At 69.2% G+C, this 14298-nt stretch carries 13 protein-coding genes and 1 tRNA gene; 7 read left to right on the top strand and 7 right to left on the bottom strand.

Going from position 1 to position 14298, the window contains the following annotated elements:
• Positions 1-155 precede the first annotated feature (155 nt).
• Positions 156-242 (bottom strand) — tRNA-Leu (locus ACWDX6_RS07010).
• A gap of 508 nt (positions 243-750) precedes the next feature.
• Here ACWDX6_RS07010 and ACWDX6_RS07005 point away from each other — a divergent pair.
• The 6 genes from ACWDX6_RS07005 (at position 751) to pknB (ending at position 8817) form a co-directional block, all read left to right on the top strand.
• The gene (locus ACWDX6_RS07005) at positions 751-1590 is read left to right on the top strand and encodes an FhaA domain-containing protein (protein WP_451483907.1); all 840 of its coding nucleotides are present in this window, start codon (positions 751-753) and stop codon (positions 1588-1590) included.
• Between the two features lie 10 nt (positions 1591-1600).
• Positions 1601-2122 (top strand): FHA domain-containing protein FhaB/FipA, encoded by a 522-nt coding sequence (locus ACWDX6_RS07000; protein ID WP_451483906.1) that lies wholly within the window; start codon positions 1601-1603, stop codon positions 2120-2122.
• 176 nt (positions 2123-2298) lie between these two features.
• Positions 2299-3777, top strand: a complete 1479-nt coding sequence (locus ACWDX6_RS06995; protein WP_451483905.1) for a Stp1/IreP family PP2C-type Ser/Thr phosphatase — start codon at positions 2299-2301, stop codon at positions 3775-3777.
• Between the two features lie 27 nt (positions 3778-3804).
• Positions 3805-5226: an FtsW/RodA/SpoVE family cell cycle protein gene (locus tag ACWDX6_RS06990; protein ID WP_451483904.1), complete on the top strand. Its 1422-nt coding sequence runs from the start codon at positions 3805-3807 to the stop codon at positions 5224-5226.
• Positions 5223-6689 carry a peptidoglycan D,D-transpeptidase FtsI family protein gene (locus ACWDX6_RS06985; protein ID WP_451483903.1) on the top strand — a complete coding sequence of 489 codons (1467 nt, stop codon included), beginning with the start codon at positions 5223-5225 and terminating at the stop codon, positions 6687-6689. The genes ACWDX6_RS06990 and ACWDX6_RS06985 overlap by 4 nt, the downstream gene beginning before the upstream one ends.
• A 166-nt stretch (positions 6690-6855) precedes the next feature.
• Complete coding sequence (gene pknB / locus ACWDX6_RS06980; protein ID WP_451483902.1) at positions 6856-8817, top strand: Stk1 family PASTA domain-containing Ser/Thr kinase; 1962 nt, start codon at positions 6856-6858, stop codon at positions 8815-8817.
• 123 nt (positions 8818-8940) lie between these two features.
• Here the strand turns inward: pknB and ACWDX6_RS06975 are convergent, their stop codons facing one another.
• The 5 genes from ACWDX6_RS06975 to ACWDX6_RS06955 form a co-directional block, all read right to left on the bottom strand.
• Positions 8941-9621, bottom strand: coding sequence for a class E sortase (locus ACWDX6_RS06975; RefSeq protein ID WP_451483901.1), 681 nt, complete (start codon positions 9619-9621; stop codon positions 8941-8943).
• Positions 9622-9651: 30 nt separating this feature from the next.
• Positions 9652-10815 (bottom strand): class E sortase, encoded by a 1164-nt coding sequence (locus ACWDX6_RS06970; protein ID WP_451483900.1) that lies wholly within the window; start codon positions 10813-10815, stop codon positions 9652-9654.
• A complete protein-coding gene (locus ACWDX6_RS06965; RefSeq protein ID WP_451483899.1) occupies positions 10812-11450 on the bottom strand; it encodes an aminodeoxychorismate/anthranilate synthase component II in 639 nt (212 codons plus the stop codon). The genes ACWDX6_RS06970 and ACWDX6_RS06965 overlap by 4 nt, the downstream gene beginning before the upstream one ends.
• Positions 11447-11608: a hypothetical protein gene (locus ACWDX6_RS06960; RefSeq protein ID WP_451483898.1), complete on the bottom strand. Its 162-nt coding sequence runs from the start codon at positions 11606-11608 to the stop codon at positions 11447-11449. The genes ACWDX6_RS06965 and ACWDX6_RS06960 overlap by 4 nt, the downstream gene beginning before the upstream one ends.
• Before the next feature lie 202 nt (positions 11609-11810).
• Positions 11811-12578 carry a DUF881 domain-containing protein gene (locus tag ACWDX6_RS06955; protein WP_451483897.1) on the bottom strand — a complete coding sequence of 256 codons (768 nt, stop codon included), beginning with the start codon at positions 12576-12578 and terminating at the stop codon, positions 11811-11813.
• A 140-nt stretch (positions 12579-12718) separates the two neighbouring features.
• On the opposite strand from ACWDX6_RS06955, the gene crgA reads away from it, so the two are divergent.
• The gene (gene crgA / locus ACWDX6_RS06950) at positions 12719-12973 is read left to right on the top strand and encodes a cell division protein CrgA (protein ID WP_451483896.1); all 255 of its coding nucleotides are present in this window, start codon (positions 12719-12721) and stop codon (positions 12971-12973) included.
• Between the two features lie 295 nt (positions 12974-13268).
• Here the strand turns inward: crgA and ACWDX6_RS06945 are convergent, their stop codons facing one another.
• Positions 13269-14135, bottom strand: coding sequence for a rhomboid family intramembrane serine protease (locus ACWDX6_RS06945; protein ID WP_451483895.1), 867 nt, complete (start codon positions 14133-14135; stop codon positions 13269-13271).
• Positions 14136-14298: the final 163 nt, after the last annotated feature.

Here is a 14298-nt window from a genome sequence, read left to right as displayed (position 1 = left end):
GCCGCTGCGACGAACGTCGCACCCCGCCCTCGGGACCGGCCCCTCGCGACCGACACCGCACGAAAGAGCCGGACACGAAGTGCCGGGCAGAAAGAGCCGGACAAGAACCGACAACGCGGAAGCCCCGTAGGTCGATGACCTACGGGGCTTCCGTCTGGTGCGCGAGGGGGGAGTTGAACCCCCACGCCCTTTCGGGCACTGGAACCTGAATCCAGCGCGTCTGCCTATTCCGCCACCCGCGCATTGGGTGTGCTCCGGGCTCCCTCACCTTTCGGTGCGAGCGCCTGGCGACATCAGAAGATTAGCACGCCGCAGACCGTGGATTCACATCCGTTGTTTCGGCCGCCCGCCCGGTGAACAGGGAGGGAGGAGACACGAGCGAGGGAGGAGACGGCGGCCGCGAGAAGAAGCCGGAAGAAGAAGCCGGAAGAAGAAGGAGGCGCCCGACGGATCGTTCGAGGACCAGGACCGAGTCGGTCGAGTACGGACGGGAAAGCGACCGAGGACCGCGCGGGAACGTGGTCGAGTACCGGGAGGAACAGGACGGACCGCCCACCGGCCGCCCCGCCGCTTCGCCCCGCTCTCCCAGGACGCTCCCCGGGTGCGGGACACTGTCCACAGGCCGCCTCTACGATCCGTGTGAGAGGTGACACTCGTCCACAGGGCAGAGAAGGGGAACCAGCCGATTTCCCGACGCGTGGATACGATCAGTAAGCAGTACCAGGACGGCAACGACGGAGGAGGTGCCCCATGGGAGTCCTGAAGCGGTTCGAGCAGCGTCTCGAAGGTCTGGTCAACGGCACCTTCGCCAAGGTCTTCAAGTCCGAGGTCCAGCCCGTCGAGATCGCGGGCGCTCTCCAGCGCGAGTGCGACAACAACGCGACGATCTGGAACCGCGAGCGGACCGTCGTACCCAACGACTTCATCGTCGAGCTGAGCACGCCCGACTACGAGCGTCTCAGCCCTTACTCGGGCCAGCTCGGCGACGAGCTGTCCGGCCTGGTCCGCGACTACGCCAAGCAGCAGCGCTACACCTTCATGGGCCCCATCAAGGTCCATCTGGAGAAGGCCGACGACCTCGACACCGGTCTGTACCGGGTGCGCAGCCGCACCCTCGCGTCGAGTTCGTCACAGCCGCAGCCGCCCGCCGCCGGCCAGCAGGGCCGCGCCCCCGGTGGCTACGGCTACCCGCCTGTCGGCGCTCCGCCGATGCCCGCGGCCCCGCCGCCGGGCAGCCCCCAGCGCACGGCTCCGGCCGCCGGCCGTCCCGCGGCCGGTGCGCCCGGCCCGATGCCCACCTCCGGCGCCCAGGTGCGCCGTTGGATCGAGATCAACGGCACCCGCCACCAGATCTCCCGCCCGACCCTGGTCCTTGGCCGCAGCACCGACGCGGACGTGAGGATCGACGATCCCGGCGTTTCGCGTCGGCACTGCGAGATCCGGACCGGAACGCCCTCGACGATCCAGGATCTCGGGTCCACCAACGGCATCGTGGTGGACGGGCAGCACACCACCCGCGCTACGCTCCGCGACGGCTCGCGGATCGTCGTGGGCAGCACCACCATCGTTTACCGGCAAGCCGAAGGGTGAAGCGGGGGCAATGTCAGAGCTGACCCTGACGGTCATGCGGTTGGGTTTCCTGGCCGTTCTGTGGCTGTTCGTCATCGTGGCCGTTCAGGTCATCCGCAGCGATCTGTTCGGCACACGTGTCACACAGCGCGGTTCGCGGCGCCAGGACGCCAGGCCGCAGCAGAACGCGCGCCAGGCGGCCGCGCCTCCCCAGCAGCGCGCCCAGCAGAGCGGGGGCGGCGGCCGCCAGCGCCGTGGCGCCCCGACGAAGCTGGTCGTCTCCGAGGGCACCCTCACCGGCACGACGGTCGCCCTGCAGGGGCAGACCATCACGCTCGGCCGGGCCCACGATTCGACGATCGTGCTGGACGACGACTACGCCTCCAGCCGGCATGCCAGGATCTACCCGGACCGGGACGGGCAGTGGATCGTCGAGGATCTCGGGTCCACCAACGGCACGTATCTCGACCGGACCCGCCTCACCACCGCCACGCCGATTCCGCTGGGCGCGCCGATCCGCATCGGCAAGACCGTCATCGAGCTGCGGAAGTAGTGCTACGTCATGAATGAGTGCGAGCGGAGCGAGCGGGCCGAGGCGGTCCCCTCGACGGATCGCGCGGCGGACCGGCAGGTCCGGGCCGCGCACCGGCACGGGCTCCCGACCGGAGGGTGGGCAGTGTGGCTCGAGACCGGCTGTACCCCGAGGCGGCGTCGACAGGGCAGGTGCGCATGAGTCTGTCACTGCGCTTCGCCGCCGGGTCCCACAAGGGCATGATCCGCGAGGGCAACGAGGACTCCGGCTACGCCGGACCGCGGCTGCTCGCGATCGCCGACGGCATGGGCGGCCAGGCCGCCGGTGAGGTCGCCTCCTCCGAGGTGATCTCCACCCTGGTCACCCTCGACGACGACGTCCCCAGTTCGGACATCCTCACCTCGCTCGGTGCCGCGGTGCAGCGCGCCAACGACCAGCTGCGGATGATGGTCGAGGAGGACCCGCAGCTCGAGGGCATGGGCACCACGCTCACCGCCCTGCTGTGGACGGGCCAGCGCCTCGGCCTGGTCCACGTCGGCGACTCCCGCGCCTATCTGCTGCGCGACGGCGTCCTGACCCAGATCACGCAGGACCACACCTGGGTGCAGCGGCTCGTCGACGAGGGCCGGATCACCGAGGAAGAGGCCACCACCCACCCGCAGCGCTCGCTGCTGATGCGCGCGCTGGGCAGCGGCGACCATGTCGAACCGGATCTGTCGATCCGCGAGGTCCGCGCCGGTGACCGCTACCTCATCTGCTCCGACGGGCTGTCCGGAGTCGTCTCCCACCAGACGATGGAGGACACCCTCGCCAGCTACCAGGGCCCGCAGGAGACCGTGCAGGAGCTGATCCAGCTCGCGCTGCGCGGCGGCGGCCCCGACAACATCACGGTGATCGTCGCCGACGTCCTCGACGTCGACGGCGGCGACACCCTCGCCGGTCAGCTCAACGACACCCCCGTCATCGTCGGCGCGGTCGCCGAGAACCAGGCACAGCCCCACGACGGCGGAGCGATGCAGACCCCGGCCGGCCGCGCCTCCGGGCTCGGCCGCACCGGTTCGCCCCAGCAGCCGCCGGCGGGCGGCTTCGGCCCGCCCGGCAGCGGCGACGACCACGGCTACGGCGGAATGCCTCCGCAGGGCTCGTTCGGGGCGTACACCGACGAGGACTTCGACAAGCCGCGCACCGGCCGCAAGTGGCTGAAGCGAAGCTTCTTCCTGATCCTCGCGCTCGCCGTGCTCGGCGGCGGCGCGTACAGCGGCTACCGCTGGACGCAGACCCAGTACTACGTCGGTGCCAAGGACGAGCACGTCGCGCTGTACCGGGGCATCAGCCAGGATCTCGCCTGGCTGTCGCTCTCGGAGGTCGAGAAGGACCATCCCGAGATCGAACTCAAGTACCTCCCGCCGTACCAGCGCAAGCAGGTCGAGGACACGATCGCCGGGGGCAGCCTCGGCAAGGCGCAGACCAAGATCCAGGAGCTCGCCCTGCAGGCCTCGGCCTGCAAGAAGCAGGAGCAGCGCCGTGCGGCGGCCGACAAGGCCGCGGACCAGGCGAGCAAGCCCCCGGCCGGCGTGACCGCGCCCGACACCAAGCCCACCACAGCCGCTCCCTCCCCGGGCCCCACCCTCTCGGAGGACGAGCAGAAGCTGGCCTCGAACTGCGGCAAGCAGTAAGCACCCGTAGGGGGGCCTTTCACCACCATGAGCGTTGTCACCAACACGACCACCATCGGCGCGATCGAGGCGCCGAGCCGCCGCAACACCGAGCTGGCGCTGCTCGCGTTCGCCGTCGTCATCCCGGTGTTCGCGTACCTCAACGTCGGCCTCGCGATCGACGGTGAGGTGCCCTCCGGGATGCTCGGCTACGGGTTGGGCCTCGGCCTGCTCGCGAGCGTCGCGCATCTCGTGGTGCGGAAGTTCGCCCCGTACGCGGACCCGCTGCTGCTGCCGCTGGCCACGCTGCTCAACGGCCTCGGTCTGGTGCTGATCTGGCGGCTCGACCAGTCGCCGCGGCTGATCGCCACGTCCAAGCGCCTGTACGACAGCTTCAGTCCGGACGCCCCCCAGCAGATGCTGTACTCGGCGATCGGCATCGCCATGTTCGTGGGTGTGCTGCTGATCCTGAAGGACCACCGCGTCCTGCAGCGCTACACCTACATCTCGATGGTGGCGGCGCTCGTCCTGCTGCTCCTCCCGCTGGTGCCGGGCCTCGGTACGGCCGTCTACGGCGCGAAGATCTGGATCAACGTCGCGGGCTTCTCCATCCAGCCCGGCGAGTTCGCCAAGATCGTCCTCGCGGTGTTCTTCTCCGGCTATCTGATGGTGAAGAGGGACGCCCTGGCCCTGGCCAGCCGCCGCTTCATGGGGCTCTATCTGCCGCGCGGCCGCGACCTCGGCCCGATCATCACGATCTGGGCCGTCAGCCTCCTCATCCTGATCTTCGAGAACGACCTCGGCACCTCGCTGCTGTTCTTCGGCATGTTCGTGATCATGCTGTACGTGGCGACGGAGCGGACCAGCTGGATCGTCATGGGTCTGCTGATGTCCGTCGCGGGCGCCGTCGGCGTGGCCTCCTTCGCCAGTCACGTCCAGGCTCGTGTCGACGCCTGGGCGGACCCCTTCGCCTGTGCCGAAACGGTCGCCGCCTGTGACCAGATGACCCAGGTCATGATGTCCTTCGGCTCCGGCGGCATCCTCGGCACCGGCCTCGGCCAGGGCAACTCCGACCTGATCGGCTTCGCCGCCAACTCCGACTTCATCTTCGCCACCGTCGGCGAGGAGCTCGGACTGACCGGCGTCATGGCCTTCCTCCTCCTCTACGGCCTGATCATCGAGCGGGGTGTCCGCACCTCCCTCGCGGCCCGCGACCCGTTCGGCAAGCTGCTCGCCATGGGCCTGTCCGGCGCGTTCGCGCTGCAGATCTTCGTCGTCGCCGGCGGTGTGATGGGCCTCATCCCGCTGACCGGTATGACCATGCCGTTCCTCGCGTACGGCGGCTCCTCCGTGATCGCCAACTGGGCCCTGATCGGCATCCTCATCCGGATCAGCGACACCGCGCGCCGCCCGGCGCCCGCCCCCGCCCCGTCCCCCGACGCCGAGATGACCCAGGTGGTCCGTCCGTGAACAAGCCCCTGCGCCGGGTCGCGATCTTCTGCGGCCTGCTGGTCCTCGCCCTGCTGATCCGCGACAACTGGATCCAGTACGTCCGCGCCGACGAACTGAACGCGCACCCCCGCAACAAGCGCGTGCAGATCGAGCGGTACGCCAACGTCCGCGGCAACATCATCGTGGACGGCAAGCCCATCACCGGGTCGGTCGACTCCCAGGACCCGTACTACCGGTTCAAGCGGACCTACATCGACGGTCCCATGTGGGCCCCGGTGACCGGGTACGCCTCCCAGGCGTACGACGCCAACCAGATCGAGAAGATCGAGGACGGCATCCTCACCGGCAACGACGACCGGCTCTTCTTCGACCGCACGCTGGCGATGTTCACCGGCGACAAGAAGAAGGGCGGCGACGTCGTCACCACCCTGAGCGGCGCCGCCCAGAAGGCCGCCTTCGAGGGGCTCGGCAAGAAGACGGGCGCCGTCGTCGCCATCGAGCCCGGTACGGGCAAGATCCTGGCGCTGGCGTCCACCCCCTCCTACGACCCCTCGTCCTTCGCCGGCTACTCCGGCAAGGACGAGAAGGCGTGGGTCGCGCTCGAGAAGGACAAGAACAAGCCGAAGCTCAACCGCGCGCTGCGCGAGATCTACCCGCCCGGCTCCGTCTTCAAGGTCGTCACGGCGGCCGCGGCGCTGGAGCACGGCAAGGTCACGGACATCAACGCGCCGACGGACACCCCCGAGCCGTACAAGATCCCGCTCTCCAGCAAGAACATGGTCAACCACGCCCAGGGCTGCGAGAACGCCAGCCTGAACAAGGCGCTGGAAGTCTCCTGCAACTCCGTCTTCGCCAAGCTCGGTGACGAGGTCAGCCGCGACAAGATGGTCGAGACGGCGGAGAAGTTCGGCTTCAACGCCGAGCAGTTCACCCCGGTCCGCTCGGCCGCCTCCGTCTACGACAAGAAGATGGACCGCGGCGGGAACGCGCTCTCCTCCATCGGCCAGTTCAACACCGCCACCACCCCGCTCCAGATGGCGATGGTCACCGCCGCGATCGCCAACGACGGCAAGCTCATGAAGCCGTACATGATCGAGGAGCTGCGCGCTCCCAACCTCGACGTGCTCAAGCGGAACGAGCCCGAGGAGATGAGCCGCCCGGTCTCGCAGCAGAACGCCCAGCTGATCCAGACGATGATGGAGAACGTCGTCGAGAACGGCACCGGCCGCAACGCCGCCCTGAACATGGACGGCGTGAAGGTCGGCGGCAAGACGGGTACGGCCCAGCACGGCGAGAAGAACGCCAAGCGCCCCTACGCCTGGTTCATCTCCTACGCCAAGACCGACCAGGGATCCCCTGTCGCGGTCGCGGTCATCGTCGAGGACTCCGAGGGCACCTCCCGCGAGGACATCAGCGGTGGCGGCCTCGCCGCCCCGATCGCCAAGGCCGTGATGAAGGCGGTACTGAAGAACAAGAGCTGACCCCGCCGGCCGGGCACCGGCCGGATACCGGCCGTGTACCGGTCAGGTATCAGGTGCCGGTCACGGTCGGAACGCCTTCCGTGAGGCCGGTAGCGTATGCGCGAACAGCACACCGCCGGACCACACACGGGTGCGGTCGGGACAGACGGAGAGGGCTGGATCAGTTATGGAAGAGCCGCGTCGCCTCGGCGGCCGGTACGAGCTGGGCTCGGTGCTCGGCCGTGGTGGCATGGCAGAGGTCTACCTCGCCCACGACACCCGGCTCGGCCGCACCGTCGCCGTGAAGACGCTGCGGGCCGACCTCGCCCGTGACCCGTCCTTCCAGGCCCGGTTCCGCCGTGAGGCCCAGTCCGCCGCCTCGCTCAACCACCCGGCGATCGTCGCGGTCTACGACACCGGCGAGGACTATGTCGACGGGGTCTCCATCCCGTACATCGTGATGGAGTACGTCGACGGCTCCACCCTGCGTGAGCTGCTTCACTCCGGGCGCAAGCTGCTGCCCGAGCGCACGCTCGAGATGACGGTCGGCATCCTCCAGGCGCTGGAGTACTCGCACCGGGCCGGCATCGTGCACCGCGACATCAAGCCGGCGAACGTCATGCTGACGCGCACCGGCCAGGTCAAGGTCATGGACTTCGGCATCGCCCGCGCCATGGGCGACGCGGGCATGACCATGACGCAGACCGCCGCGGTCATCGGCACCGCCCAGTACCTCTCCCCGGAGCAGGCCAAGGGTGAGCAGGTCGACGCCCGCTCCGACCTGTACTCCACCGGTTGCCTGCTGTACGAGCTGCTGACCGTCCGGCCGCCGTTCGTGGGCGACTCCCCGGTCGCGGTCGCCTACCAGCACGTACGGGAGGAGCCGCAGCCGCCGAGCAACTTCGACCCCGAGATCACGCCCTCGATGGACGCCATCGTCCTGAAGGCACTGGTCAAGGACCCCGACTACCGCTACCAGTCCGCGGACGAGATGCGCGCCGACATCGAGGCGTGCCTCGACGGTCAGCCGGTCGCGGCGGCCGCGGCGATGGGAGCGGCCGCGTACGGCGGCGGTTACGGCGGCTACCCGCCGGACGACCAGCCGACGACGGCCCTGCGCCAGGCCGACCCGGCCGGCCAGACGTCCATGCTGCCTCCGATCAACCCGGACGACGGCGGCTACGGCTACGACGACCGCCCGGACCGCCGCCGCCAGAAGAAGTCGAACACCTCGACCATCCTGCTCGTCCTCGCGGGCATCCTGGTGCTCGTCGGCGCGGTCCTGATCGGCCTCTCGATCTTCGACGGCAAGAAGGGCGCGGAGCAGGTGCCCGTGCCGCAGCTCGTCGGCAAGACGCTGCAGGAAGCCGAGGGGCTCGCGACCAACGCCCAGGTGAAGGTCGCGCAGTCGGGCTCGGAGCGCTGCGACCAGCCGAAGGGCACGATCTGCCGGCAGAACCCGGTGGCGGACGGCACGGCGAAGATGAACGTCAACGAGACGATCTCGGTCGTCGTCTCGGAGGGCGCGCCGCAGATCGAGGTCCCGGACGTCACCGAGAAGTCCCAGGAGCGCGCGGAGGAACAGCTGCGGGCGAAGGGCTTCCGGGTGAAGGTCGAGAAGGAGGAGTCCGAGGAGGAGCCGGGCCGGGTGCTGCGTCAGAACCCGACCGGCGGCTCGAAGGCGGAGCAGAACACCGAGGTCACGATCACGGTGTCGAAGAAGAAGCAGACGCCGCTGCCCGACGTCACCAACAAGTCCTACGACGCGGCGGTGCAGCAGCTGAGCACGCTCGGCTTCACCAACATCGCCCGCCAGGACGTGGACTCGGACCAGCCCGCCGGCACGGTCATCGGCCAGACGCCGGAGGCCAACACCGACCAGTCCAAGGACGTCCAGATCACTCTGAAGGTCTCCAAGGGCCCGCAGCAGCAGGAGACCACGCTCCCGACCGGCCTCGCCGGGAAGAAGTTCGAGGAAGTGAAGCAGCAGCTCGAGGCGCTCGGCCTGGTCGTGGCGGCACAGGGCTCGGACAAGAGGAACGCGACCGTCCTGGGCACCAACCCGCCGGAAGGCAGCCCGGTCACCCAGGGTCAGACGATCACGGTCTACACGGCGGGCGGCGAGGACGGCAACGGATTCTTCGACTAGGTCCTGGGCCAGGTCCTGTCCGGCGCTGATCCGCCGGGCGGGGCCGGGACCCCGGTCCGCCGCGCACACCACCGGAAGAGCCCCGGCATCCAGAGGGATGCCGGGGCTCTCTCCTGCCCGTTCTCACCGAGCGCGCAGCTCCATCGGCGGCGTGCGGTCCCGGTCGACCTTCTCCGTGCGTTCCAGTTCGCCCCAGACGATGTAGCGGTAGTCCGAGGTGTACATCGGTGTGCATGTCGTCAGCGTGATGTAGCGGCCGGGCTTCTTCCTGCCCGACTCCTCCGGAACCGGCTGGAGGACGTCCACGTTGTACTTCGTCGTCTCCGGCAGGGTCTTGTACACCTTGTAGATGAACCAGGTGTCCTTGGACTCGAAGACGATCGAGTCGCCGTTCTTCAACTTGTGGATGTTGTGGAATTTCGCCCCGTGCCCGTCCCGGTGCGCGGCGAGCGTGAAGTTGCCCTGCTTGTCCTGGGGGAGGGCCGACTTGACCGGGTCGGTGTAGTAGCCGGCGACGCCGTTGTTGAGGGTGTCGCTGTCGGTGCCCTTCTTGACCAGTATCTCGCCGTTGTCCATGGCGGGTACGTGCAGGAAGCCGATGCCGTCCTTGGTGTCGAGGGCGCCCGGGCCACCGGCCCAGCGGTCGCGGACCTGCTCGCCTTCCTGGTCGGCGGCGCGGTCGGCGAGGACGTTGGTCCACCACAGGGAGTAGACGACGAAGAGACCGAGCACCAGGCCCGCGGTGATGAGGAGTTCACCGAAGAGGCTGATGATTCCGGCGATCCGGTTGCGCGCACGTGCCACTACGTCGTCCCGTCTGGAGGTGTGGAGGTCTCAGCCTACGAGCGCGTCCGGTTTCCCCTTGCTGCGCGGGCGTTCCTCGACCATCTTGCCCCACACGATCATGCGGTAGGTACTGGTGAATTCGGGGGTGCAGGTGGTCAGCGTGATGTACCGCCCCGGGCCCGTGAAGCCCGACCCCTTGGGCACCGGGTCGATGACCGCGACGTTCGACGGCGCGGTCTGCGGCAGGATGCTCGCCATCTCGTAGGTGTAGTACGTGTCCTGGGTCTCGACGACGATGGGATCGCCCGGCCGCAGCTGGTTGATGTACCTGAACGGCTCGCCGTGCGTGTTGCGGTGGCCGGCCACGGCGAAGTTGCCCTGCTTGTCGGAGGGCATCGCCGTCTTCAGCGTGCCGTCGGCGTAGTGGCCCACCATGCCCCGGTCCAGGACCTTGGACTTGTTGATGCCCTCGGCGATGGGGACGACCACGTCGAGCTTGGGGATGTACATGATCGCGAAGCCCTGTCCCGGCTCGAACGCCTCGGGTGCGCGGCCCTTCGACCAGGCGTCCTCGATCTGCTCCTTCGCCTTGTCCGTCTGCTGCCCGGCCCTGACGTTGGTCCACCACAGCTGGTAGGTGACGAACAGGAGCATGACGACGCCGAAGGTGATGAACAGTTCGCCCACCACCCGGCTGGCGACCACGCCGACGCTCTCCTTGCGGGCGCGTGCCGCCCGGCGGGCCTCGACGCGTGACAGGGGGGCGGCGGGTGCGGCCGCCGCCGGGGGGGCCGCACCGCGCCGGCCCTTGCCCTTGGCGGCACGCCGGCGCTCGGCCCGGCCGGGCCCGAGGTCGGGCGTGGGCGTGGGGGCGGGCGTGGGCTCCACGGAACGCAGGGCCATCGTCTCGTCGAACGGCTGGTACGGATCGTGCGGCGCCTCGTAGGCCGTCTCAAGGGGCCTGTGGGGCTCCTGGGACGCCTGCGGCTCCCCTACCGGCTCGTACCCGGCCGCGGCCCCGTAGGGGGGCTGGTAGGCCGTCTCCTCGTATCCCGGCGCGGATATGGGGTCCGGAGCGGAGGGCGGCGGCACGGCGTGCGGTACGGATCGGGGTGCGGACTCCGGCACGGGCGCTCCGTACTCCGAGGCGGGAACAGGCTCTGGTTCCTCCGGCAGGTTCGTCGCCCGGAACCACGGCGACCCCGCCGTCACGCGACGGCCTTGCCCACCACCGGCGCGAGCCCCGCCGACCGCCCGACCGCCCCCTTGTCGCCGCACTGCTCCAGCCAGTTGGCGAGCATCAGGTGGCCGTGCTCGGTGAGCACCGACTCCGGGTGGAACTGCACGCCCTCGACGGCGTGTTCGCGGTGGCGCAGCCCCATGATGATGCCGTCCTCGGTCCGGGCCGTGACCTCCAGCTCGGCGGGGAGGTCCGCGGGCTCGGCGGCCAGCGAGTGGTAGCGGGTCGCGGTGAACGGCGACGGCAGGCCCGCGAAGACGCCCTTGCCCTCGTGGCGGACGAGGGAGGTCTTGCCGTGCAGCAGCTCGGGGGCGCGGTCGACCACACCGCCGTACGCCACGGCCATCGACTGCATGCCCAGGCAGACACCGAAGACCGGCACGCCGGTGGCCGCGCAGTGGCGCACCATGTCGATGCAGACGCCGGCCTGTTCGGGCGCGCCCGGCCCGGGAGAGAGCAGGACGCCGTCGAAGCCGTCCTGAGCGTGGCTCAGTCCGACCTCGTCGTTGCGCACCACCTCGCACTCGGCGCCGAGCTGGTAGAGGTACTGAACGAGGTTGAAGACGAAGCTGTCGTAGTTGTCGACGACGAGAATCCGCGCGCTCACTGGCCGTCCACCGTCACATCATTGAACGGAAGCAGAGGCTCCGCCCAGGGGAACACATACTGGAAGAGCGCGTAGACGACGCCGAGGACCAGCACGAGCGACAGGATGCCTCGCACCCACGCGTTGCCCGGCAGATGCCGCCAGATCCAGCCGTACATGACGTCCGCCGCCCCTTCCGTTCGTTACGGGTCCAGACTACGGGGCGATGCCCTCGCGAGGGGTCAGCTGTCCAAAGCCGGCGGCTTGCCCCGCGTCACATTCCGGGTGACGTCCAGGCGGGCCCGGACGCTCAGCCGGTGGCTGCCGCCCCACTCCGAGGCGCCAGGGCCCGCGGGCCGGGCATGATCCAAACGAAAGACCCTAGCTCACAGGCTTCGCGTGGTGGAGATCCACCGTGCCCGAGTAGCCGGGGAGAGTCACCGCCCCGTGCTCGTCCACTTTCCAGCCGAGCCCGTACGCCTTCACGTACAGCTGGTAGTTCTGGATCGCCGGGGAGTCGGCGAGCGCCTTGGCGAGCCTGCCGCGGTCACCCACGGCGGTGATCTTGTACGGCGGTGAGTAGACCCGGCCCTGGAGGATCAGGGTGTTGCCCACGCAGCGCACCGCGCTGGTCGAGATGAGCCGCTGGTCCATGACCTTGATCCCCTTGGCGCCGCCCTTCCACAGGGCGTTCACGACGGCCTGGAGGTCCTGCTGGTGGATCACGAGGTCGTTGGCCTGCGGTTCGGGGTAGCCGGGGGCCGCCTGGGCGTTCGCGGGGGCATCATTGAGGGTGACGGTCAGCCCGGAACCGGAGGTCTCCGCGGTCCCGGCGGCCGCCTCCAGGGCGCGGAGCCTCTCGTCCTCGGCCCTGGTGGAGCCGTCGTCGCGGGCGGCGAGTGCGTCAACCTGCCGACGCACCGCGGCGGTGGACTCGTCCAGGCCCGCGTTCTTGTGGCTGCGCTCCTCGATCAGGTCGGAGAGCCTCAGGAGCGAGGCGTCCGTACGGATGTTGGTGCCCTTGGCGGTGTTGAAACTGGTGACGAAGATCAGCCCGGCGAGGGCGAAAACAGCAGCGGTGAGGAGCCGGACGGGCCGCCATCGGAAGGCTCGGCCCGGCCCGGTGGGAGAGTCGGCGGAATTGCTCAACGTACCCTGATCCCCTTCGGTGCCACGGAAGCACTACGCTAACGGACGCCCGGGGGACGCAGTGGTCCTCCTACGTCACATCCCGGCGCCAGCCACAGTTCCCTGCGCGGTCACGCAGCGCATCGACAGGAGAGTCCCTCGTGCCGAAGTCACGTATCCGCAAGAAGGCCGACTTCACGCCTCCGCCCGCCCAGCAGGCCACCAACATCAAGCTGACCAACCGCAGCTGGGTGGCACCGGTGATGCTGGCGCTGTTCCTGATCGGGCTGGTGTGGATCGTCGTCTTCTACGTCACCGACGGCACGCTGCCGGTGAAGTCCCTCAACAACTGGAACATCGTCGTGGGCTTCGGCTTCATCGCGGCCGGGTTCGGCGTCTCCACCCAGTGGAAGTAGCCTCCCCACGTGCGGCGGCCCGGCTGGTCCCCCGGCCGGTCGCCCGAGTTATCCACAGCGTTGTGCACAGCACTGGATAACTTACGAAGATCTGTGGATAACCCGGTGCTCGGTTGACGCCGGTGTGACTGCGACAGCCTCTTCGAGGGCACCGCACGCCCCTTGTCCCTCCTGGAAAGACCCAGGTCAGGGACGAGGGGCACAGTTGTTCCCCAGGACGGGTGCCCGATCCGCCACGCGCTGTGGATAACTCTGGGGAAAGCTTCCCCAGGAGCTCGTCCACAGCCCCTCGCGCTCAGGTGAGCGCGGCCGTGCGGGCGATGACCGTCCCCAGGTCGATCAGAAGGACCAGCCCGCAGGCCGCGTACTGCACCAGGGCCCGCCGTTTCCGTGGTGCGTGCACCAGGGCGTAGGTGACCAGGGCGCCTCCGACGAGGCCACCGATGTGCGCCTCCCAGGAGATCCCCGGGCGGGTGAAGGTCAGCAGCAGCGACAGCGCGGTGAACAGGACGACCGGCCGCATGTCGTACCGCTTCCGGCGGGCCAGCACCACCCACGAGCCGATCAGGCCGAAGACGACGCCCGAGGCGCCCAGCGAGGGCTGGTTCGGCGCGGCGAACAGGAACGCGAGCACCGAGCCGGAGAGCCCGGAGAGCAGGCACAGCAGGGTGTAGCGGATCCGCCCGAGCTCCGGTTCGACGATTCCGCCGATGATCCACAGACCCAGCATGTTGAAGAGGAAGTGCGGGATCTCCTGGTGCAGGACGGTGGAGGTCACCAGCCGGTACCACTCGCCGTCCGCGACGCCCACCACCTCGCCGAGCACCGGGTTGTACGCGTAGCCGATCAGCGACAGCTCGTCCACGAGCCGGTCGCCCGCGACCTGGACGGCGATGAACAGGGCGAGGTTGATCGCGATGAGGATCTTGGTGATGAAGCGCCCGTCGGACGCCACCCGGCCGCCCGCCAGGGTCCGCGGCTGGTTGGCGTCGGGCGCGTGGCCCGTGCCGGAGCCGGTGCGTACGCAGTCGGGACACTGGAAACCGACGGACGCGGAGACCATGCACTGCGGGCAGATCGGCTTCTCGCAGCGGGTGCAGCTGATGCCCGTCTCGACGTCCGGGTGGCGGTAACAGCGCGGCAGGCCGGTCTCCGGCTCCATGGAGGTCCCTCCCGGGTTCAGGGGGCGGCTGGGGTCTGCGTACCGGCGGCGGAAGGGCCGCACGGCACCGCCCCGCCCTCCCTACGGATGAGCGGGGCGAAAAGGTTCCCGGGTCACCGGCTCATCGGCTCACCGGGTCACCGGGATCGCGGATTCGGGAGCG

The organism is Streptomyces sp. NPDC003027, from assembly GCF_053591435.1.
Note: the sequence above shows the minus strand (reverse complement) of the source record. Positions and strands in the feature narration are given on the sequence as shown.